This is a genomic window from Prescottella subtropica (assembly GCF_005434945.1).
Lineage (GTDB): Bacteria > Actinomycetota > Actinomycetes > Mycobacteriales > Mycobacteriaceae > Prescottella > Prescottella subtropica.
The window spans coordinates 67212-89608 of sequence record NZ_SKCH01000016.1 but is presented as its reverse complement, the minus strand read 5'-3'; the positions used below and the strand labels follow the sequence as shown (position 1 = coordinate 89608).

Annotated in this window: 19 protein-coding genes and 1 pseudogene; 8 read left to right on the top strand and 12 right to left on the bottom strand. The window is 67.6% G+C overall.

Annotation, left to right across the window (positions count from 1 at the left end):
- Positions 1–141: 141 nt before the first annotated feature.
- The 4 genes and pseudogenes from E0497_RS14665 to E0497_RS14650 all read left to right on the top strand — a co-directional run.
- Positions 142–456 (top strand): annotated as a pseudogene (locus E0497_RS14665) (MCE family protein); the annotation flags it as partial.
- Positions 453–1451: an MCE family protein gene (locus E0497_RS14660; RefSeq protein ID WP_137725527.1), complete on the top strand. Its 999-nt coding sequence runs from the start codon at positions 453–455 to the stop codon at positions 1449–1451. The pseudogene E0497_RS14665 and the gene E0497_RS14660, both read left to right, overlap by 4 nt.
- Positions 1448–2671 (top strand): MlaD family protein, encoded by a 1224-nt coding sequence (locus E0497_RS14655; RefSeq protein WP_137725526.1) that lies wholly within the window; start codon positions 1448–1450, stop codon positions 2669–2671. Before E0497_RS14660 ends, E0497_RS14655 begins: the two co-directional genes overlap by 4 nt.
- A gap of 290 nt (positions 2672–2961) precedes the next feature.
- Positions 2962–3312, top strand: a complete 351-nt coding sequence (locus tag E0497_RS14650) for a hypothetical protein (RefSeq protein WP_137725525.1) — start codon at positions 2962–2964, stop codon at positions 3310–3312.
- A gap of 410 nt (positions 3313–3722) precedes the next feature.
- On the opposite strand, the gene E0497_RS21005 is transcribed toward E0497_RS14650, so the two are convergent.
- The 5 genes from E0497_RS21005 to E0497_RS14630 form a co-directional block, all read right to left on the bottom strand.
- Positions 3723–3854, bottom strand: a complete 132-nt coding sequence (locus tag E0497_RS21005; protein WP_277751688.1) for a hypothetical protein — start codon at positions 3852–3854, stop codon at positions 3723–3725.
- Positions 3855–4245: 391 nt separating this feature from the next.
- On the bottom strand, positions 4246–4743 hold the full coding sequence (locus tag E0497_RS14645) for a hypothetical protein (RefSeq protein ID WP_137725524.1): 498 nt from the start codon (positions 4741–4743) through the stop codon (positions 4246–4248).
- A 550-nt stretch (positions 4744–5293) separates the two neighbouring features.
- A complete protein-coding gene (locus E0497_RS14640) occupies positions 5294–6007 on the bottom strand; it encodes a type 1 glutamine amidotransferase (RefSeq protein ID WP_137725523.1) in 714 nt (237 codons plus the stop codon).
- A complete protein-coding gene (locus tag E0497_RS14635) occupies positions 6000–7250 on the bottom strand; it encodes a Mur ligase family protein (RefSeq protein WP_137725522.1) in 1251 nt (416 codons plus the stop codon). Before E0497_RS14635 ends, E0497_RS14640 begins: the two co-directional genes overlap by 8 nt.
- 83 nt (positions 7251–7333) lie before the next feature.
- Positions 7334–7711, bottom strand: a complete 378-nt coding sequence (locus E0497_RS14630) for an SHOCT domain-containing protein (protein ID WP_137725521.1) — start codon at positions 7709–7711, stop codon at positions 7334–7336.
- 443 nt (positions 7712–8154) lie between these two features.
- Here E0497_RS14630 and E0497_RS14625 point away from each other — a divergent pair, with 443 nt between their 5' ends.
- A complete protein-coding gene (locus E0497_RS14625; RefSeq protein ID WP_137725536.1) occupies positions 8155–8511 on the top strand; it encodes a type II toxin-antitoxin system RelE/ParE family toxin in 357 nt (118 codons plus the stop codon).
- A 17-nt stretch (positions 8512–8528) separates the two neighbouring features.
- Positions 8529–8840, top strand: coding sequence for a helix-turn-helix domain-containing protein (locus E0497_RS14620; protein ID WP_137725520.1), 312 nt, complete (start codon positions 8529–8531; stop codon positions 8838–8840).
- A gap of 108 nt (positions 8841–8948) precedes the next feature.
- Here E0497_RS14620 and narI read toward each other — a convergent pair whose 3' ends face one another.
- The 4 genes from narI to E0497_RS14600 are packed head-to-tail and all read right to left on the bottom strand — an operon-like array spanning position 8949 to position 15776.
- A complete protein-coding gene (narI, locus tag E0497_RS14615; protein WP_137725519.1) occupies positions 8949–9719 on the bottom strand; it encodes a respiratory nitrate reductase subunit gamma in 771 nt (256 codons plus the stop codon).
- Between the two features lies 1 nt (position 9720).
- On the bottom strand, positions 9721–10374 hold the full coding sequence (narJ, locus tag E0497_RS14610; RefSeq protein WP_137725518.1) for a nitrate reductase molybdenum cofactor assembly chaperone: 654 nt from the start codon (positions 10372–10374) through the stop codon (positions 9721–9723).
- Entirely contained in the window at positions 10371–12032 is a 1662-nt protein-coding gene (narH, locus tag E0497_RS14605; protein ID WP_137725517.1) for a nitrate reductase subunit beta, read from the bottom strand. Before narH ends, narJ begins: the two co-directional genes overlap by 4 nt.
- 36 nt (positions 12033–12068) lie before the next feature.
- Positions 12069–15776: a nitrate reductase subunit alpha gene (locus E0497_RS14600; protein ID WP_137725516.1), complete on the bottom strand. Its 3708-nt coding sequence runs from the start codon at positions 15774–15776 to the stop codon at positions 12069–12071.
- A 111-nt stretch (positions 15777–15887) separates the two neighbouring features.
- Here E0497_RS14600 and E0497_RS14595 point away from each other — a divergent pair, with 111 nt between their 5' ends.
- Entirely contained in the window at positions 15888–16859 is a 972-nt protein-coding gene (locus E0497_RS14595; protein WP_137725515.1) for a tellurite resistance/C4-dicarboxylate transporter family protein, read from the top strand.
- Positions 16860–17171: 312 nt separating this feature from the next.
- On the opposite strand, the gene leuA is transcribed toward E0497_RS14595, so the two are convergent.
- The gene (gene leuA / locus E0497_RS14590; protein WP_137725514.1) at positions 17172–18980 is read right to left on the bottom strand and encodes a 2-isopropylmalate synthase; all 1809 of its coding nucleotides are present in this window, start codon (positions 18978–18980) and stop codon (positions 17172–17174) included.
- Between the two features lie 228 nt (positions 18981–19208).
- Between leuA and E0497_RS14585 the strand changes: the two genes are divergently transcribed.
- The gene (locus tag E0497_RS14585; protein WP_137725513.1) at positions 19209–19565 is read left to right on the top strand and encodes a DUF8021 domain-containing protein; all 357 of its coding nucleotides are present in this window, start codon (positions 19209–19211) and stop codon (positions 19563–19565) included.
- 15 nt (positions 19566–19580) lie between these two features.
- Here E0497_RS14585 and E0497_RS14580 read toward each other — a convergent pair whose 3' ends face one another.
- Together E0497_RS14580 and E0497_RS14575 are read right to left on the bottom strand one after the other, a co-directional pair.
- On the bottom strand, positions 19581–19814 hold the full coding sequence (locus E0497_RS14580; protein ID WP_137725512.1) for a hypothetical protein: 234 nt from the start codon (positions 19812–19814) through the stop codon (positions 19581–19583).
- Between the two features lie 105 nt (positions 19815–19919).
- Positions 19920–22394 (bottom strand): winged helix-turn-helix domain-containing protein, encoded by a 2475-nt coding sequence (locus tag E0497_RS14575; RefSeq protein WP_241665894.1) that lies wholly within the window; start codon positions 22392–22394, stop codon positions 19920–19922.
- Positions 22395–22397: the final 3 nt, after the last annotated feature.

Here is a 22397-nt window from a genome sequence, read left to right as displayed (position 1 = left end):
TGACATACGGGTGTGACCTCTGGTTTCGGCTGGGTGCTTCGCAACTTCCATCCAAGCCGGTAGGTCACACCCTCAAAACACCGGCCCCGCCTCCGCGAATCCGCAGGTCACAGCTGCCTCATCGGACCTTTCCGGGGCCCTGGGTCGGTGGCCCGCAACCTGGACGTGCTGGGGGAGACGGTGGCGGCGCGGCAGCCGGAGCTGGCGGAGTTCCTGGATCTGGTGCCGCTGCTGATGCAGAACCTGTCGCGGACGGTCGGCCCGGACGGCCGGGGCCGGATCCGGTTGAACGTGTCGACGGCGCTCACCCAGTTCGCGGTGGCGCGGCCGCTGTGCGAGCGGTATCCGCTGCCGGTGTGCTCGGGGGTGGGGATCACCAATCCGATCTCGTTCCCGATCAGTGCGTCGGACCCGTTGGGGTTGGCGACGCTGCTCTCCGGTGGGGCGGGCCGGTGAGGGGCCGGGCGGCGGTGGGGTGCGCGGCGGCGGCCGTGGTGCTGTCGGGGTGTGCGGCGGGCATCCAGGATCTGCCGGTGGGACGGTCGCTTCCGGGCGAGAACTACACGGTGACACTGGAATTGGCTGGGGCGGACGGGCTGCTGGTGGGGGCGGACGTGCGGTCGGGGCAGCGGGTGATCGGGCGGGTGGCCGGGTTGTCGACGCGGGAGTCGGGGGCGGCGGCGCAGCTGAGCCTGTCGAGGTCGGCGCCGGTGCCGCGGGACGTGTCGGCGGCGGTGGAGTTGCCGTCGGCGCTGGGCAGCCCGTTCGTGCGGTTGCGGGTGCCGCAGGATCCGTCGCCGGCACTGCTGGCGGACGGGGATGTGATCGCCGAGTCCCGCACCGAGGTCGGCCCGCAGCTCGAGAGCGCCCTCGCCACCCTCGGCACGGTCCTGTCGGGCAGTGGCGTCGACCAGTTGGCGACGGTGGTCGACGAGCTGAACACGGCGTTCGCGGATCGACCGCAGCAGGTGGGGGTGCTGCTCGATGCGGCGTCGGCGCTGACGGGGACGGCGACGGATCGGCTCGCGGACCTGGATGCGTCGATCGGGCTGGCGGCCGACGTGTCCCGGCGGTGGGCGGAGCGGCAGGAGGCGCTCGACGGGTTCCTCGCGGTGGTGCCGGCAGCGACGACGGTGCTGGCGGGGCAGCGGGATCGGCTGGCGGCGCTGGCGGCGTCGAGTGCCCGGCTGGCGGAGCACGCGGACGCGGTGCTGGCGGCGGGGGATCTGGATGCGCTGGTGGGGGACGGGGCGACGGTGGTGGCGTCGTTGCGGTCGTTCAACGATCGGATCGGGGAGACGCTCACCGCGATGAACACGTTCACGGCGAATTTCGGTCGGGCCGTGAAGGGCGACTATCTGGTGTTCGACGGCACCCTCGACGTTCCGGCGGGGCTGGAGACGTTGATGACGGGCGGCATACCGCTCGACGGCGCGGGAGGTGACCGGTGAGGCGGGTGGTGCTGGTGGAGTTGATCCTGTTCGCGGTGACGGCGGCGCTGGTGGTGCCGTTCGGGATCGCCTATGTGGCGGGGCCGCGGGCGTTCGGTGACCCGATCCGGGTGCATGCCGAGATGGTGGACGCGTTCGGGCTCACGGCGGGCACGAGTGTCACGTATCGGGGGGTGCAGGTGGGGCGGGTGGCGTCGGTGTCGTTGGCGGGCAACGGATCCGGGGCGCGGGTGGAGGTGGAGTTGGATCCGGGGACGCGGATTCCGCGGGCGAGTGCGGCGACGGTGACGATGGGGACGGTGGCGGGCCTGCAGAACGTCGACCTGGTTCCCGATCCGGGGGCGGGCGGCCCGTATCTGGGGGACGGGGACGAGGTGGCGGCGCCGGCGGAGCGGCAGCCGGTGCAGATGGGTGAGGTGCTGGGGGAGACGGCGCGGCTGCTGGCCGGGGTGGATCCGGCGGCGGTGGCGACGGTGGGCGACGAGGTGGGGGCGGCGCTGGCGGGGGTGGGCCCGGATCTGGCGCGGATGATCGACGACGGCGACCGGTTGTCGGGGGTGGTGGCGCGGCAGACGCCGACGGTGCGGTCGCTGCTGGAGCGCACGGTGTCGGTGGCGGGGTCGGCGGCCGGTGCGGCGGGCGCGTTCGAGCGGACGGCGAGTGCGGCGCGGACGGTGTCGGGGCAGTTGGGGGACGCGTCGGAGCTGCTGGAGCATCTGGTGGGGCGGTCACCGGCGGCACTGTCCCGGACCCGGGAGCTGTTCGACGGGGAGGCGGGCACGTTCGGGGCGTTGCTGGCGGATCTGGCGTGGGTGACGCCGGTGGTGGCGGATCGGCGGGCGGCGGTGGCGGCGGGCCTGGTCGATATTCCGGTGGGGTTGGGGAAGTTGGAGTCGATCGTGCGGGGGGATCGGGCGGAGTTCGCGTTGGTGGGGACGCAGGGGCCGGTGTGCGGATACGACACGCCGCGCCGGACGGTGGGGGACACGGGGCCGGTGACGCCGGATCTGACGCTGTTCTGTCCGCCGGGACCGGATGTGGCGCAACGCGGTTCACGGACGGCCCCGCGACCGAACGGGTTGGGGACGGAGCAGGCGACGACCCCGGGCACGGTGATCGGCCCCCCGATGGTGCCCGATCCGGTGTTGATCCCCACCGGTGTGGAGGCCCTGGACCAGTGGCATCGGCTGCTCGACGACCTCGAGCACAGCGGACGGTAGACGGGGTGCCGGGGGTGGCTTCATCGGGAATGATGGTAGTCATGGGAAGCAAGCTCGAGCGTGCACTTGCCGAGGCCGACGAGGTCGACCGGGACCCGGACATGGTGGTTCGCGACGATGTCACGGTTACGCGTGGGCATCGCCGGTCTCGACGGCAGGCGAAGGCGTAAGCGGTGTTGGTTCGGATTCCGGTGTGTGGTTACGGGGTTCCAGGCCCGGTGGAGGGCGCGGATCCCGCAGCGCGCGCCGAGGCGATCACCTACGTGTTGCCGCTCTCGTTGGAGCACGACATGGTTGGCCCATCTGACGTTGCGAAGTTCTTCTCGGCGTCGGATGTGTCGAATCTGGTGTCGGTGGACGAGGCGCGGGCGGTGCACCGACTGCTCGGTGTCGAGATCGATGGCCGGTATCGGTATCCGGTTTTCCAGTTCGATCGAGAGCGGAAGCGGATCAAGCCTGTCGCCGAGTACGCGAATGTGGTGATGGAGTGTGATCTCGATCCTTGGGGGACGCTTGACTGGTGGTGCACGGCGCAGCCGCATCTCGGTGACCGGCGCCCGGTGGATGTTCTGAACGCCGGCGAACTGTCGGCCTACGACGTCGACCGGATGATCGGACACGACCGGGCGGGCATGGACTGAGGGGCGCTACCGAGATCGGCTGCGGCCGTACCGGTGGCGATCATGCGTCGACGGTGAGCTGGATGGGTCCCGGGCGCCCGATGCGGTAACAGGCCGGCCACGGGTGTGGTGGGACGGTCACAAGTTGGGAAAGTGCAGCTCGAGGCCTTGCCGGCTATGGGGTGTGGGCGTAGTTTCGGTAGTGCGGATCGAATGAGTAGCCGGTCACGGTGAAAGACTTGAGAAGCAGAGATGCGGCCGAGGATGTGAAAGCATTCCCGGCCACACCCCTGTTCGGGGCAGTGGCTATGCCTAGGTATTCAGGTTTTGGTCCCTCTATGCAAGAAGGGAGGTCTTGTGCAGCGGGCTGCTGCACAAGACCTCCCTTTCATGCGTGTCAGTGATCAAGTGAGCTGATCACTGCGTGCTCGTCAGCCTCCGCTGGCCGACTGATAGCTCGACCACCCGGCGCCTTCTGCGGAGGCGGTATTGAGTCCGGTGACGGTGAGGGTGATGACCCCCGAGATGAGGTTCATCAACCCCGTCCAGTAATTCGATGACACAGCAACTACCTCCGTTCAGGATAGAGAGATGAGGAACGTTGTGAGCGGTCTGCTGCTTCCCATCCAGGACTGGGAGATCAGCGCGATGAAATCTGCAGACAATGTTTGGAGTGACATGTGATTCAGCCTTTCCGTCAGAGCGGGATTCCGAAGGAGAGCGTCAACGGAACCTGAATCAACATGCCCGCCAGCATCGGCAGCATTCGTTGAACCGTCATTCCCAGCGACGCGGTGGCGTCAGCGACAGATCCCATGATTCCTCACATCTCGCTCGAGTAATCGTTCCTCGACATGGTGTTCAAACCGTCGAGCGAACCGGCCAGCGTGGGCGTCACCCCAGTGATCAGTCCCATCAGGGACTTGACGAAAGCTGCGAGCACGAACTTTCTCCTTAGTTCACGGTGAAGTAGAAGCCCCACGCCGAGTTCTTCGTGGGGTGCTGATGTGCGTTGAAGACCGACGAGTTGATCTGCGACGAGCCGCCGTCCGCCCACGGGTTGGAACTCGTCACGCTCTTGCCGGCGGGCAGGGTGGCGGGCTTGACCGACAGGGTGACGTAGGCGCCGCCGAACTGCACGTCCAGCGCCATCGACAGCGTGCCGTCGAGACAGAACGTGCCGTCGGGAGCGGTCGTCACGGTGTCGGTCCAGGGGGTGTTGCCCGTCAGAACGCCGGTCACGTCCACGCCACCGACGCCGGTCTTGCTCAACGGCACCGGAGTGTTCGCAACCCAGTCGCCCGCCGCGCCCTCGTAGACGGTGCCGCAGAGCTGGTAGTCCTTGGTGGGTGTTCCCTCGACAGCGGTGGCTGCCTGGGCGGTGCCGGCGAACGCGAGTGTGGTCGCGGACGCGAGGGCTGCGGCACCGAAGCCGATCTTCTTGTAGTTCATTGCGTAGAACCTTTCAGGTTTGAAAGAGCAGTGTTGATCGAACATTCCTGATGTGTGCGGGTAGGGCCTCACCCCCAGTTGCACCCCGGTTCGTACTGGTCCAAGCCTTGCTGCTGTGAGGAACTGTGGACCGGACTCAGACGTTAGAGGACTGATATGTGTTCCCGCATCGAAATTGGGAATCTTTTTTCGAGGAAGGTCGCTGACTGCGTGGTGACTCTCTTCGCAGATCCTGGAAGAGGTCGCTTTTTGTACTGCAGTACAATTTACTGCGAGCGGGGCAATTTTCTTTCGATTGTTTGTTTGACTGACACACGTTCCTGCACTGTGCGGGCCTGCCGCGATGTGCGGGCGCCGACATCGGCGATCGGCGGCAGACCGTCGTGGATGCCCGGATCGGAGCCTGATCGCAGCCTTCGCAATCTTCGCAAGACACCCCGCCCGGCAGTGCGCCGGACGGGGTGTCCCAGTCGAAAAAATTTGTGCGAACCGGCCACAGAACCGGTCTCAGAGGGCTTCCGCGCACCCGATCCGGCGCGTGGAAGCCGTACTACCGGGCCGCCAACCGCTCCCGGCGCAGCAACTCCACCTCGGGCAGATCCAACGCCGGCAGGGCGTCCACACCGAGCGCGCGAGCCAACAACAGATCGGCCAGCTCCGGATTACGGGCCAGAACCGGGCCGTGCAGATACGTGCCGATCACCGAACCCTGCGCCACCCCCTCCACACCGTCACCCACACCGTTACCGACACCCCGCGTCACCCGGCCCACCGGTTTCGCGTCCGCCCCCAACGTGGTGCCGCCCCGATGGTTCTCGAACCCCGACAACGGCTGCGTCAACCCGCCGATCAGCGGCGACGTCACAATCTCCCCGATCGACCGCGACGCCTGCGGGGCCGTCGTCGCATCCAGCATCGACACCCCCTCCACCCGCTCCCCGGACGACGTCTCGTACCAGTGCCCCAACACCTGGATCGCCGCACAGATCGCCAACACCGGCGCACCCCGCTCCGCCGCCCGCTGCAACCCCGGGAACCGCGTCAAATGCCGGGTCGCCAACCGCTGCGCCGCATCCTCCGCACCACCGAGCGTGTACACGTCCAACGACTCCGGCACCGGATCGTTCAACGTCACCTCCACGATCTCCGCGTCATGCCCGCGCATCCGCAACCGCTGCCGCAGCACCAGCGCATTCCCGCCGTCCCCGTACGTGCCCATCACATCGGGCAACACCAGACCGATACGGACCGTCGACTCAGACATCGCGGCTCTTCTCCTTCGCGATCGCCGTGTTCAAATCCCGGAACGCCGTGTAATTCGCCAACACCTCCACCCGCCCCGGCGGGCACGCCGCGATCGCCCGCAACGGATCGTGCACCAACGTGTGCTCCACCCCCGCATACGTCAACCGCACCGCCAGATCCGTGCCCCGCTCACCCGCGGCCACCACCTGCACACCCTCGAAATGCTCGAACCGCACATCCCACAACCACGACAGATCCTCGCCGTCCGGCACCTGACCGTTCACCGCGATCACCAGACCGTCCACACTGTGATCGATCATCGACAGCGCCTCCTGCCAGCCCGCCGGATTCTTCGCCAACAACATCCGCACCGAATGCGCCCCCACCTGCACCATGCTGTACCGGCCGGCCACCTCCCGCACCGTCGACGCCGCCCGCACCGCATCCCGCGGATCCGCACCCAACGCCACCGCCGCCGCCACCGCCTGCGCCGCATTCCCCCGATTCGCCTTACCCGGCAGCGACAACTCCAACGGCAACACCAGCCCGTCCGGGCCGTACAGGTTGTCGTCGTCCAGCCACCACTGCGGCGTCGGACGCGCAAAATCCGAGCCCGTGCTCCGCCAGTGCGGGCCGTCCCACACGATCGGCTCCCCGGTGCGCGGGCAACTCACCGCATCGTTCGCCCAACCGCCACCGGCCGCCACCCACACCACATTCTTGTGATCGAACGCCACCGACGTGATCAGCACGTCGTCACAGTTCGCCACCACCACCGCATCCGGATGCCGCGCCAGGCCCTCCCGCAGCGTCCGCTCGATCTTGTTGATCTCCCCCACCCGATCCAACTGATCGCGGCTCAAATTCAGCAACACGATCACGCCCGGATCCACCGCATCACACACGTGCGGCACATGCAGCTCGTCCACCTCCAGCGCCGCCAAGGGGGCATCCACCCGCGCCGACAGGGCCGCCACGATCCCGGCATCCATGTTCGCACCGTCCGCCTGCGTCGCCACCTCGTCGAGCGTCGCCAACGCCGCCGCCGTCATCCGCGTCGTCGTCGACTTCCCGTTCGTGCCAGTGACCACGACCGTGCGCCGGCCCCGACCCAACTGCACCATCACCGACGGATCGATCTTCAACGCGATCAGACCACCGATCATCGAGCCCTTACCGCGGCCCGCCTTCTGCGACGCCCACGCCGCCACCGCCGCCGCACGCAACGCCAACCGGCCCCGCAGAGTCATCCGAGTGCTCATACCCACGAGGCGAGTTTTCCACAGCAGGAATAGACGATGCCGCGCCCCCGACCGGGGACGCGGCATCATCGTCTATCGGACCGTCAGGCCAGAGCCTTCGCCTTCAGCGCATCGAACTCCGCCTGCGAGATCGTGCCCGCATCCAACAGAGCCTTCGCATCCGCGATCTGCTCCGGACCCGACTTACCCGCCACCTGCCGGATGTACTGCTCCTGCGCACTCTGCACCTCGTGCGCCGCCCGCACCGACCGCTTCGCCATCCCATCCCCACGCGCGATCAGATACACCAACGCCGTCAAGAACGGGAAGACGATCAAGAACACCACCCAGATCGCCTTCGCCCACCCCGACGTCTGATGATCCCGGAACAGATCCGTGATGATCGAGAACAACAACATCAGATACGCGACGAACGCGAAACTGACCAGAATCAACCAGAAAAAATCCCAGAACGAGTCCATCAGTGAAGCCCCAATCCATGTCGACCGAGCAGATACGTGCACTGTGACACAGCAATCCGCACGAACGGGGGATTTCGGCACGAGCGCCGCGGGGGTGTCGGGGGAGGGTCAGGCGTCGCGGGGTTTGATGCCTCGAACAAGAAAGAGGGAACCCCGCACAGCGAGGCTCCCTCTCCACTTCCTGTGTCCGCGGGGGGAGGCCGAAGCCCGCAAGTCCCACGACTCGTGGCGGTCAGCATACGCCCCGGCGTGGGGCTTCAGGTCTACGTCGCAGCCCAGAGTCTCCGAGCAGGCCGGCTGGGAGTCACGGTTCGCACACCTGCAGTCGGGTCGAGGCGGCGAGCGTGTCGGTCGGCGCGCAAGGTGTGCAGGTACCCTCAATAGAAGTTAAGCATTATATTGAGGTGGATAGTTCGTCGGCCACGGGAGGTGGAGAGCGGTCCATGAGGTGTGAAGTTGTCCTTCTCGACGAGGTGGAGGAGTGGTATCTCTCCTTGGTCGCGTCCGGTGACGACGACGCAGCGGCCGTGACCGCCGCCATCGACTACTTGGAGGCCGAAGGCCCGACACTTGGTCGGCCAGCAGTCGACAAGGTCAAGGGCTCGCGGATCCACAACATGAAAGAACTACGACCACACGGAACTTCTATCCGAATCCTGTTCGTCTTCGACCCCCGGCGTCAGGCCATCCTGCTGGTCGCCGGAGACAAGGCCGGAGAGTGGAAGCAGTGGTACACGGACAATATTCCGATAGCCGAAGGTCGTTACGAACTCTGGCTCAACGAGCAGAACAAGCAATAGAACCTGGGAGGTGCGACATGGCTCGAAATTGGCGTGACGTGCGGGCGGAGGCTGCTCGACAACTCGACGCTCAGACAATCGACGATGCCAGGAAGGCTCTGCAGGAGGAAGTTCGGGCCCATCGTCTGGTCGAGGTCCGTCGTGAACAGGTTGCCCGCCAGGAACAGGTGGCCGAGCTGATGGGCGTATCCCAGTCACGGGTCTCGCAGATCGAGCGCGGCGACCTCCGGCACACCCAACTCGGAACCCTCGAGTCCTACGTCGAAGCCCTCGGCGGACGCTTACGTGTCGTGGCAGACTTCGGCGACCGCTCCGTGACGTTGGGCTGAACGACCGCACCCTTCCGAAAACGATGCGACGGCCCGGTCGACCTTCCTCGCCCGCGCTTTGCGCACTTATCGCGCGGAAACTGCCCGGGGGAGCCGCGTTTCGCGCACTTATCGCGAACGAGTGTGGCGGGGGCCGCCGGCGTCGACGTCCCAGCCGCGCCGCTGTGGTTCCGATCCGAGTAACTGGTCGCGTCCGGCGACGTCGCGGCTGCGGTAGACGATGTACGGGCGGAACAGGTACGCGAACGGGGCACTGAACGCGTGCACCAGTCGGGTGAACGGCCACAGCGCGAACAGCACCAGCGCGACCGTCACATGGATGTGGAACGACAGCGGCGCCCGCGCCATCGCCGCCCCGTCCGGTTGCAGAATCCAGATCGACCGGAACCACGGCGACACCGTCTCCCGATAATTGTGGGCCGCATTGCCGTCGAACGCCCCGATCACGGTGGTCGCCAGGCCGGCCACGATCGCCGCCACCAACACCACGTACATGATCTTGTCGTTGACGGTGGTGGCCGTGAACACCGGGCCCGTCGACCGCCGGCGGTACACCAGCAGCCCCACCCCGACGAGCGTCGCGGCACCCGCGATCGTGCCCGGCACCGCGGCACCCCAGTGGTACATGTGTTCGCTGACGCCGATCGCCTCGGTCCACGACTTCGGAATCACCAACCCGATGATGTGGCCGAGGATCACCACCAGCATCCCGAAATGGAACAGAGGGCTCGCGATGCGCAGCAGCCGATTCTCGTACAGCTGCGACGACCGCGTCGTCCACCCGAACTTGTCGTACCGGTACCGCCACCACGTACCGACGATCAGCACCGCCAACGTCACGTACGGGATGATGTCCCAATAGATTTCGGCGGCCGACATGTCAATGCACTCCTTCGCTGCGGCGCGGCGGAACGGTCAACGTGAACGGCTGCAACCCCACCGACTCGGCGGGCGGACCCGACATCTCCAGCCGGCGGGACCGCTCCATATCCCGGTCCGTGGCGACCGGCAGCGTCGACGCCACCGCCGTCAGCACCGCCGCGTACGGGGAGTCGAGCTTGGTCAGTCGTTGCCGCAGTAGGTCGATCGCCGGACGATGTTCCGCCAGCAGTGCGCCGCCCGCTGCCGGGTCGACGGTGGCCGCGAACTCGAGCAGCACCGCCAGATGATCCGACGACTCCCCGGCCGGCGGCTCCACCTCGGCCTCCCGGTAGACGCGGGCGAACCGCAGCATCGCCTCGCCCCGGTTCCGGGTGTCGCCGTCCGTCCAGTACGTCAGCAGCAGTGTGGTTCTGCAGTGCAGATCGAACGTGTCCACGTACGCGGTGGCCGCCTCGAGTTCCGGCAGGGCCCGCAGCGCGCGCACGGTGGCCGCGAGCCCCGCCGCCTCGGGGACGTGCGCCAGCAACGTCTCCACCGTGTCCAACCGATCCGACTGCCCGGCGTCCGGATAGGCCAGCAGCAGCGACGCGCACTGCCACACCACCCGATCCTGCTGCCGGGCACCCGAACCCGTGCGCCGCCGCAGCCTCATTGCCCGCCCCCGTTCGGAAACATGCCGTCCGGCACGCCCTTGCCGTCCCAGTTCAGCAGATTCACCCGCGACGGATGGGACGCGTTGGCTCCCATCGCCTCACTGGTCTGCCGTTGCCGCAGCGCATGGAACGTCTCCACCGCCACCGGTACCGGTCCGCCGCTCGATTCCCCGAACGGGCCCGACCCCTGCTCGTACAGGCCGGGGCCGCCGTCGAAATCGAGGGCGCAGTCGGTGACCGTCTCCTCGAGGCCGTGCGCGTCCGTCGCATACGCAGACGGAATGACGTACCGCTCCTCGTACTTCGCGAGCGCCAGCAGCCGGTACATCGCGTACACCTGCTCCTCGCTCATCCCCACCGACGCCGGAATATGCTCCTGCGGTTCACGTCCCAGGTTGATGTCCCGCATGTACGAGCGCATCGCCGCCAGCTTCCGCAGCACATCCGACACCACCTCGGTGTCCCCGGCCGTGAACAACTCCGCCAGATACTCGATCGGGATACGCAGGGATTCCAACGCCCCGAACAGGTTTCCCAGATCCTGGCCGTCGTGGCCGTCGCGGCTCACGGCGTCCACCACCGGCGACAGCGGTGGGATGTACCAGACCATCGGCACCGTCCGGAACTCCGGATGCAGCGGCAACGCCACCCGGTAGTCCTTGATCAGGGTGTGTACGGGGGAGCGCTGCGCCGCCTCGATCCACGTGTCCGGGATCCCCGACTGCCGGGCCGCCGCCACTACCTGCGGATCCCGCGGATCCAGGAACACGTCGAGTTGGGCTTCGTACAGGTCTTTTTCGTCCTCGACGGATGCGGCCGCGGTGACCTTGTCCATGTCGTACAGCATCAACCCGATGTACCGCAGCCGGCCCACACACGTCTCCGCGCACACCGTCGGCAGCCCCACCTCCACCCGCGGATAGCAGAACGTGCACTTCTCGGCCTTGCCGGTCTTGTGGTTGAAATACACCTTCTTGTACGGGCATCCGGACACGCACATCCGCCAGCCGCGGCACTTGTCCTGGTCGACAAGGACGATGCCGTCCTCGCTGCGCTTGTACATCGCCCCCGACGGGCACGACGCCACACACGCCGGGTTGAGGCAGTGCTCGCAGATCCGCGGCAGATAGAACATGAACGTCTGCTCGAGTTCGAGCTTCACCTGCTCGCTGACCTTCTGCAGGACCGGATCGCCGGCCAGGATCTCCGGCGAACCGGCCAGGTTGTCGTCCCAGTTGGCCGACCACTCCACCTTCATCGGCTCACCGGTGATGAGGCTCCGCGGCGGCGCCACCGGCATCTGATCACCCAGCGGCGCGCTCGTCAGATTCTCGTAGTCGTACGTCCACGGCTCGTAATAGTCCTGGATCGACGGCAGCTTCGGATTCGAGAAGATCTTCGACAGTTTCGCCAACCGGCCGCCGTCCTTGAGGCGCAGCCGGCCCTTCTTGTCCCGCACCCAGCCGCCGCGCCACTTGTCCTGATCCTCGTACGTGCGCGGATACCCCTGGCCCGGACGGGTTTCCACATTGTTGAACCACACGTACTCGGTGCCGGACCGGTTGGTCCACGCCTGCTTGCACGTCACCGAACACGTGTGGCAGCCGATGCACTTATCGAGGTTCATCACCATCGCCAGCTGCGCCATGACCTTCATCGATACCTCGCTTCGCAGGCTCCGCTCACGTCCATCTCAGTAGGTCACCGACTGGCTCCGGCGGCGCACCACCGTCACCTCGTCCCGCTGGTTGCCGGTCGGACCCAGATAGTTGAACGCCCACGACATCTGCGCGTACCCACCGGCCAGATGGGTCGGTTTCATCAGCAGTCGAGTCAGCGAATTGTGGATGCCGCCACGGTTTCCCGTCGTCTCCGTCCGCGGCACGTCGATGGTGCGTTCCTGCGCGTGATACACGTACACCACCCCGTCCGGCATGCGATGCGACACGATCGCCCGGCACACCACCACCCCGTTGCGGTTGACGGCCTCCACCCAGTCGTTGTCGCGCACCGAGATCTTCGCGGCGTCGTTCGGGCTCATCCACATCGTCGGCCCGCCCCGCGACAGCGACAGCATGAACAGGTTGTCCTGGTACTCCGAGTGGATCGACCACTTGCTGTGCGGCGTCAGATAGCGGACCGTCAGCCCGATCCCGTCGCGCATCTCACCCACCTGCGGCTCGTCGAACAGCCGGGCCATGTCCAGCGGCGGCCGGTAGATCGGCAGCTGCTCGCCGAGTTCTTCCATCCAGTCGTGGTCGAGGAAGAAGTGCATCCGCCCGGTGAGCGTGTGGAACGGTTTCAATTGCTCGATGTTCACCGTGAACGGCGCATACCGTCGGCCACCGGTCTCGCTGCCCGACCACTCCGGGCTGGTGATCACCGGCACCGGACGGGCCTGCGTGTCCGCGAACGTGATCCGACGCTCCTCGCTGCCCTCCGCCAGTTGCACCAGCGGCTGCCCGGTGCGCTGCTCGAGCTGCCGGAACCCCTGCACCGCGAGCCGTCCGTTCGACGTCCCCGACAGCCGCAGCACCGTCTCGCACATCTTCTCTGCGGTGTCCATCGCCGGACGGCCCGCCGCCGCACCGGAACTCATCACTCCGTGCTTCGCGGCGAGCTCGGCGACCTCCTGATCCGGGAGGTAGGTGACGCCCTTGGTGACCAGGCCGGCCTTCTCCACCAGCGGGCCGAGCGCCGCCCACTTCTCGGCGATCGCCGTGTAGTCGCGTTCGACGACCGTCAGCGGACCCATCGTCTTCCCCGGCACCGGAACCTCACCGGTGACACGCCAATCCGATTCGACGCCACCGGGATACGCCATCGCGCCCGGGGTGTCGTGCTGCAGCGTGCCCAGCACCACATCGGTGCGGGTCCCCAGATGGGTGCGGGCCAGCGTCGAGAACGTCCGCGCGATCGCCCCGAACGCGTCGACATCCGACTTCGTCTCCCACGGCGGATCGATCGCCGGGGAGAACGCGTGAATGTACGGGTGCATGTCGGTGCTCGACAGATCCGACTTCTCGTACCACGTCGCCGCCGGCAGCACCACGTCCGACAGCAGCGTCGTCGACGTCATCCGGAAGTCGATCGACATCACCATGTCCAGCTTGCCCTCCGGGATGTCGTCGGGCCATTCGACGTCGTTGGGGCGCAACTCGGGACGCGTCGGCTCCGCCTGCAGATTCGACGTCGTCCCCAGCAGATGCTTCAGGAAGTACTCGTTGCCCTTGGACGACGACCCCAGCAGGTTCGCCCGCCAGACGCTCAGCACCCGAGGCCAGTTCCGCGGATCGTCCGGGGCGGTGACCGCCAGTTTCAGCTCACCCGACGCCAACTGCTCCGCGACATGCGCGGCCACGTCCTTGCCCGCGGTGACGGCCTCGTCGGCCACATCCAGGCTGGACCGGTCGAACTGCGGATAGAACGGCGTCCAGCCCATCGCGACCGCCGACGCCGTCACATCCATCGTGTGCTTGCCCGTGAACCGGCCGCGTCCGGTGGGACTGGCCAGGGCGTCGGCGCGGTAGCCGTCGTACCGCCACTGGTCGGTGTGCGCGTACCAGTAGGTGGTGCCCGCCATCTGGCGTGGCGGCCGACTCCAGTCGGTGCCCATCGCCACCGTCGCCCACCCGGTGATCGGCCGGCACTTCTCCTGCCCCACGTAGTGCGCCCAACCGCCGCCGTTGCGGCCCATCGACCCGGTGAGCAGCAGCAGCGACAGCATCGCCCGATAGGTGGCGTCGCCGTGGAACCACTGGCACACACCGGCACCCATGATGATCATCGACCGGCCACCGGATTCGACGGCGTTGACCGCGAACTCGCGGGCGATCCGGATCACCTGCGCCGCCGACACCCCGGTGATCGGCTCCTGCCAGGCTGGGGTGTTGGGGGAGTCCGCGTCGTCGTAGCCCGTGGGCCAGTTTCCCGGTAGGCCCGGACGCGCCACCCCGTACTGCGCGAGCATCAGATCGAACACCGTGCACACCCGGTGCCCGGCAATGGTCCGTACCGGTACCCCACGGTCGATCGTCTCCCCGTGCCCGTCGACGGTGTCGAACCGCGGAAACGTCACCGCAGCAACATCGTTCCCGTCACCGGCGACGGTCAGGACGGGTACCAGATCACCCAGGTCGAGGTTCCACTGCCCGACGCCCTCGTCGCCGAACCGGTGCCCCAGCGACCCGTTCGGTACCGCCGGCTGCCCCGTCGTCCCGTCGAGGACCACCGGCTTGAACGCCGCGTTCTCCGTGTCGATCCCCAGATCGGCTGCCGTGAAAGTCTTTCCGGGGGCCAGACGGCCGTCCCGGTCCTCGAGTTTCACCAGCGTCGGCAGATCGGTGTACCGGCGGACGTAGTCGACGAAGAACGACTCACGCCGCTGGACGAAGAACTCGTTGAGAATCACGTGGCCCATCGCCATCGCCATCGCCCCGTCGGTGCCCGCCGCACACGGCATCCACTCGTCGGCGAACTTGGTGTTGTCGGCGAAATCCGGGCTCACCACGACCACCTTGGTGCCGCGATACCGCACCTCCGCCATCCAGTGCGCGTCCGGGGTGCGGGTGACGGGCACGTTCGAACCCCACATCATCAGGTACGACGCATCCCACCAGTCACCCGACTCCGGGACGTCCGTCTGGTCCCCGAACACCTGCGGCGACGCCACCGGCAGATCGGCGTACCAGTCGTAGAACGACGTCATCACCCCGCCGAGGAGTTCGACGAACCGCGACCCCGCCGCGAACGACAGCATCGACATCGCCGGAATGGGGGAGAACCCGGCCACCCGGTCCGGGCCGTACTCCTTGATGGTGTGCACGTGCGCGGCCGCGATCATCTCGGTGGCCTCGTCCCAGGTCACCCGCACCAGACCACCCTTGCCGCGGGCCCGCTGATAGCGACGCCGCCGCTCCGGATCGGCCTGGATGTCCGCCCACGCCAGCACCGGATCACCGAGCCGCTGCTTCGCCTCCCGGAACATCTCCACCAGCACACCCCGCGCATACGGGTAGCGAACCCTGGTGGGGGAGTACGTGTACCACGAGAACGCCGCCCCCCGCGGGCAGCCGCGCGGCTCGTACTCGGGACGGTCCGGCCCCACCGACGGATAATCCGTCTCCTGCGTCTCCCACGTGATGATCCCGTCCTTGACGTAGATCTTCCACGAACACGACCCCGTGCAGTTCACGCCGTGCGTCGACCGCACCACCTTGTCGTGACTCCACCGGTCCCGGTAGAAGACGTCGCCCTCCCGACCGCCCTCCCGGGACACCGTCCGCAGATCGTCGGAGAACGAACCCGGCGTGAAGAACCGGCCCGCACCGAGCAGTGCCGCACCGAGCGGACCCTCGATCGATGCAGTCGGAGCGGAACGAGCGGACTTCTCACGCGACATGGCAGCCTCCTGCCCTCGACAATGGCGCATCCGGGGCCGGTTCGCGGTGTGAATCGTCGATTCGGGGACGTTCGTCCCTGCCCGGAATCGGGCTGCGTCATCATGGAAGGCATGTCAGACGTTCGAGGTGCACGAACCGGTGCCGGACGCGTGCTCACCGTCATCCCGCCCGGTGCGGGGGCCGCGTCGATGTCCGCCGGCATCGTCTCCGTCGCACTGCATCTCGCCGGTATCGAATGGTTCTCCCTGGTCTGGCTCGTCGTCGACGCCGTCATCTGGGTCCTGCTCGTCGCCGTGTTCGTGTCCCGACTGTTCGACGACCGTGCCCGCTGGGCCGGAGAAGCGGAAACCCCGCCCGCCCTCACCGGCGTCGCCGCCACCTGCGTGCTCGGCACCCGCTGCGTGCTCCTCGGCTGGACGCCTGTCGGCTGGGTGCTGTTGCTCGTCGCCCTGCTCGCGTGGCTCGCCCTCATGCGGAGCGTGCTGCGGCACTGGACCGGACCGACCGTCGGCGTCCACTTCCTGCTGTGCGTCGCCACCCAGGGGCTCGCGGTCCTCGCCGCGACCCTCGCCGTCACCGCATCCGAATACTGGCTCGTCGCACCGGCACTCGCCGCATTCACCCTCGGTCTGGTCTTCTACGTTGCCGTGCTGGTCCGCTTCTCGTACGACCAGTTCCGGATCGGCGCCGGCGACCAGTGGGTGTTCGCGGGCGCCCTCGCGATCAGTGCCCTCGCCGCCGGCAAACTCGCCCCCGCCGTCGCCGCCGCCGGCTGGCCGGAGGAACTGCACACTGCCATCCAGACGGCCGGCGTCGTCATCGTGTCCCTCGTCCTCGCCGGCTACATCGGACTCGTGGCCTCCGAAATCCGGTGGCCACGCCTACAATTCGACATCCGACGCTGGTCCACCGCTTTCCCCATGGGCATGACGTCGGCCGCCGCCCTCACCGTCGCAGTCTCGTCGGACGCCGACCGCCTGCGCCCCGTCGGCCTCGTCCTCGTCTGGCCAGCCGTCGCCATCTGCGTCGTGCTGCTCTACGCGTCCGGACGCCACCTCCGCCAGGCCTCCCGCCCGGCCTGAGCGCGCCCCGCCCCCCGTTTTCACCCCTTTGTCCTGCTCGCCCCCGCGCACTCCCTCGCGTTTTGCGCACTTGCCGCGCACATTCGCGCCGTTTCCTCGCGCTAAGTGCGAAAAACGCGGGGCATCCGGCGCGGAACCCGCGCTAAGTGCGCAAAACGCGAGGGGGGGAGCGGGGTGGCCCGTTTCCTCGCGCTAAGTGCGCAAAACGCGGGGCATCCGGCGGGGAACCCGCGCTAAGTGCGCAAAACGCGGGGAGGGGCCGCGCATCCCCGTCACCGGAAATGCGCGGCCCCTCCCGGGAGCAGCGGAAACTCAGTGCGCGCGATTGACCGCGGACACGACGGCGCGCAGCGAGGCGGCGGTGATGGAGGTGGCGATGCCGACACCCCACACGACCTTGCTGGAGCCGTCGGGCAGGGTCACGGCGGCCTCGACGTAGGCGGCGGCGCGGGCGTCGTCACCGGCGGACATGGCGTGCTCGCTGTAGTCCAGGACGCGGACGTCGAAGCCGACGGTGTCGAGGGCGTCGACGAACGCGGCCAGCGGGCCGTTGCCGGAGCCGGAGATCTCCTGCTCCACCCCGTTGATCTTCACGGCCGCGGTGATGGCGTCGGTGCCGTCGTCCTCCTCGGACGCGGTGACCTTCTGACGCATCCGCTCGAGCGGGCTGACCGGGGCCAGGTACTCCTCGTGGAAGACGTCCCACATCTCCTTCGGGGACACCTCGCCGCCCGCACCGTCGGTGATCTTCTGGACGGTCTGCGAGAACTCGATCTGCAGGCGACGCGGCAGCGCCAGGCCGTGGTCGGCCTTCATGATGTAGGCGACGCCGCCCTTGCCGGACTGCGAGTTGACGCGGATGACGGCCTCGTAGGTGCGGCCCACATCCTTCGGGTCGATCGGCAGGTACGGCACCTCCCACACGATGTCGTCGACGTCGGCGTTCTTCTGGTCGGCGACGATCTTCATGGCGTCCAGGCCCTTGTTGATCGCGTCCTGGTGGCTGCCGGAGAACGCCGTGTACACCAGGTCGCCGCCGTACGGGTGACGCTCGTGGACGGGCAGCTGGTTGCAGTATTCGACGGTGCGGCGGATCTCGTCGATGTTGGAGAAGTCGATCTGCGGGTCCACACCGCGGGTGAACATGTTCAGGGCCAGCGTCACCAGGCACACGTTGCCGGTGCGTTCACCGTTGCCGAACAGGCAGCCCTCGATGCGGTCGGCGCCGGCCTGGTAGCCCAGTTCGGCGGCCGCGACACCGGTGCCGCGGTCGTTGTGCGGGTGCAGCGACAGGATGATGCTGTCGCGCTTGGCCAGGTTGCGGTGCATCCACTCGATGGAGTCGGCGTACACGTTGGGGGTGGCCATCTCGACGGTGGCCGGCAGGTTGATGATCACCGGGTTCTCGGGGGTGGCGCCCAGGGTGGCGACGACCGCGTCGCACACCTCCTTGGCGTACGACAGTTCGGTGCCCGTGTACGACTCCGGCGAGTACTCCCAGCGCCAGTGGGTGTCCGGGTGCTTCTTCGCCTCCTCGAGTACCAGTTCGGCGGCGTCGGTGGCGATCTTCTTGATGGCGTCCCGGTCGGCGCGGAACACGACGCGGCGCTGCAGGATCGACGTCGAATTGTAGAAGTGCACGATCACGTTCTTCGCGCCGTCGCACGCCTCGAAGGTGCGCTTGATCAGTTCGGGGCGGGACTGCGTCAGCACCTGGATGGTGACGTCGTCGGGGATCGCGCCGTCCTCGATGATCTCGCGGACGAAATCGAAGTCGGTCTGGCTCGCGGACGGGAACCCGACCTCGATCTCCTTGTAGCCCATGCGGACCAGCAGTTCGAACATGCGGCGCTTGCGGGCCGGGCTCATCGGATCGATCAGCGCCTGGTTGCCGTCGCGCAGATCCACGGCACACCACTGCGGGGCGCGGTCGATGACCTTGTCGGGCCACGTGCGGTCCGGCAGCGTGACCGGCTCGACCTCTTCCCCGAACGGGCGGTACCGGAAGGTCGGCATCGACGAATTCTTCTGCGTGTTCCATGCGGGCTGATCGGCGGGCGCCGGCTTGGACGGCGGCGTGATGGTGCGCGATCCGGAAGTGAAAGCGTCAGCGGGGGACATGGGAATCGATCTCCAGGTTCGAATGTGGACTATGACGAGTCCGACAGTGAGGCGACCGGCGCACGAGAAGGTCCCGCGGCGGGTCGCCAGTCTGGATCAGACCCCGCCGCGGCACCGAAGAAGGAGTGCGCGCTGCATACGGGGCACTCTACCCTCGGGCCCCGTCCGCGGTGGGAAAGTGGGGCGGAAAACAAGCCCTCGGACGGGGCGGCATGGTCTTCTGGAGGCATGAACGCACAGCTCGACGCGGCCCGCACCTACGTTGCCGCCCTGCTCAGCCACGACGGCCACACGGTCCCGTACGCGCCGGACGCGGTCCGTTACGAGGTGGGCGTCAAGACGGGTCGGTCGGGAAACCATCTGCGCCGCAGCCTCACGTGCGGGCCGCAGTTCCGGCTGATCCGCGCGATCCGCGACGAGCAGTACCGCGTCGACGGCGACGAGGTGGTCGCCGACTACCTCATCGACGCCGGACTGTGCGGTCGGACGCTCGTCACCGCCCGCATCCACGAGACGTTCCTGATCCCCGCCGGCGACCCGCGCATCCACCGCATCGACGCACGGATTCACCTGGTCAGGCGTTAGACGACCGGTCCCGGTTCAGTCCGGAAGCCGACGCATCTCGACGACCGTCAGCCCGAGGGCATCGAACCGGGCGAGCATGCCGCGCAGTTCCGTCGGCGTGCGGACCGGTCCGTACAGCGTCGTGTACGCCGGTACGGTCCCCGACATCTGCAGTTCCGGGAACGCGGCCAGCGCCCGCTCGGACAGCTCGCCGCCGACGAGGAACGCGTACCGGACGTGCGCCGGCCAACCCGGATCGGTTTCGGCCATCGCGTCTCCCTCGACAGGTCGGATACGAACGGCGGGCCCCGCACCCGTCCCTCGAGGATGGTCGACAGTAGGCGGGCGCACCTCACCCGCTGATGGTGAATCCGGCTACCGGAGGAGGCCGCTGCTCTGGGCCGCGGTCACGGCTTCGCGGCGCGTCGACACACCGAGCTTGCGGTAGATCCCGCGCAGGTGTGTCTTGACCGTGTTGATCGACACGCACAGGTCGGCCGCGATCTCCTCGGCCGTCCGCCACGTGGGCAGTTCGGCGAGCAGTTCGAGTTCCCGCCGGGTCAGCGGCTCCGCCGTCGTGACCGACGTGCGGGGGAGCGATTCCCGGACCGTGTCGGCGAACACGCCGAAGCGGCTGCGGTTGACGGCCGACAGTTCCCGCACGGCAGGAGTCATGTCGTGGAAGGGGCGCAGGATCCGCTCGGGTTCGGCCAGTTCCATCGCCCGGGACAGCGATTCGTGGGCATGGACGTCGTGGCCTCGACGGCGGGCGATCTCGGCGTCCACCAGCCGGGCCGTCACCATATTGGTGGCTGCCGCACATGTGAGTTCACCGTCGAGGACCGGCTGCAACATCGCCCGTGCGCGTTCGAGGCGGCCCGCGTACAGGCGCAGGATCGCGTCGAGGAGGGCTGTGTCACCGGTGTGTCCGAGAGTTGCCGTCGCAGCGCCGACGAGTTCGCGACCCCAGTTCGTCTCACCGATGTTCAGGTAGGAGCAGAGGACGGACGGGAGTGTGGCCGCCACGAGGCCGGGTGGACAGGGAGACGGCCTCACAGTGGCGGTGACCGTGTGCAGGGCCGTCACCGCGGCCCGTCGGTCCACGGCGAGGTCGATCCGGTAGAGACCTGCGGCGCAGGCACTCTCCTCAGCGATCGGGTCGTGCGAACCGTGCGTCGCATCCATCGTCGTCGTTGCGAGTGTGGTGGCCTGCGGGAGGTCGTTGCGCAGATAACTGACGAGTGCGTCGGCGAGCGCGGTGCGATGGGTGTCGATGTCCGGTGGGACGTCCACCGGTCGGCTGCCGCCGAGCGCGGTGCAGGCATGCGCATCCGTGAGTGTGCCCCGGCACAGGTGCAGCAGCGCCAGTTCGACCGTCACATGCCGCTCGGTGCGCGGCGATCCGCTGCCACGGGCGCACTCGGCAGCCCGGTGCAGGTCCTCCTCGGCCTGATCGAGCAGCCCGAGGTGAAGTCGGGCCCGCCCGCGTTGCAGAAACCGGTACGACGCCAGCACCGGATCCCCCGAGACCGGGACGGCCGCATCCTGCGCCAGCGCGGGCGCCGCCCGACCACGCTCGACCGCGAGATGGAGGCGTACGGCACTCGTGAGAGCCGCTGTGTAGGCATCCGTTTCGATGTCGGTGCGGGGGTCCGGGATCGTGGCCTCGAACAGCTCGGCAGCGACCACGGGGTTCCGGTCCTGGAGGTGCGCGGCAGCCCGAACGACCCGGACGATCGGCTGCTCGCGGATCGTGTGCGGTGTGCCGGCGAGGAGCCGTTCGAGGGCGGCGCCGTGACCGTCGAGGATCGACCCGAGTCCCGAGTCGCGGAGAGCCGAGGTGACGTCCCGGACGTTCTCGGCCGCGACCGCATGTTCGACGGCCGACAGTGCCTCGCCGAACTGTGCGTACCACCGGGAGGTGACGTGCTCGAGTTCGGTGACGGCACGGCGGCCGAGCCTGCCGATCTCGGCCTGCAGGTAGCTGCGCAGCAGTGGGTGGTATCGGAACCTGGTGGGGGTGCCCTCGATCCGCCCGATGAGGAAGTTACGACGTTCCAACTCGTCCACGATCGTGTGGGCGTCCGGGCAGTCGGTGAGCTGTTCGGCGAGACCGATCGTGAATGTGGCCGGTACCGACGTCCTGACCAGGAAGTCCCGTGTCGCGGTGGGCAGGTCGCGCAGGACCTGCTCGATGAGATAGTCGGCGACAGCGCGACAGCAGCCCGTGAACTCGTCGATCAGACGTGTCGGATCGGGATGGTTCTCGAGGGACATGCCGGCGAGCCGGAGTCCGGCAGCCCAGCCTTCGGTGCGGGCCATCAATGCGGCGAGGTCGTCGGGGGTGAGGCGAACATCGTGTTCGTCCAACAGGATTGCGGCCTCGTCCGATGTGAAGGCGAGATCGTCGAACGTGATGTCGACGACGCGGCCGTCGAGTCGGAGTTTCTGCAGTGCCAGGGGTGGCTCGAACCTGCCGCACACCACGATGCGCACATTTCGCGGGGTGTCGCGAATGAGAGTTTCGAGTTCGGACAGCGACTCCGGATGGTGCAGGAGATGGGCGTCGTCGAGGATGATCCACACCCGTTCCGGGACGCTGCCCAGCAGGACGGTGATCGGTGTGGTCTCGGCGCAAGGATGTTGCATCCGTGGATGCCCGGTGTCGATCAGTGCTCTCGCGACCAGGCCGGTCAGCGATACCGGCTCGTCCGTGTCGTCGACGGTGACCCAGGCGACGGTGACATCCTCTGCCGCGGTCCGGGCCCAGTCGGCCAACAGTGTCGTCTTCCCCGACCCGGCCGGCGCACACACGAGGGCGATCGATGATGCTCCGGGCGAATCGTTCACGGC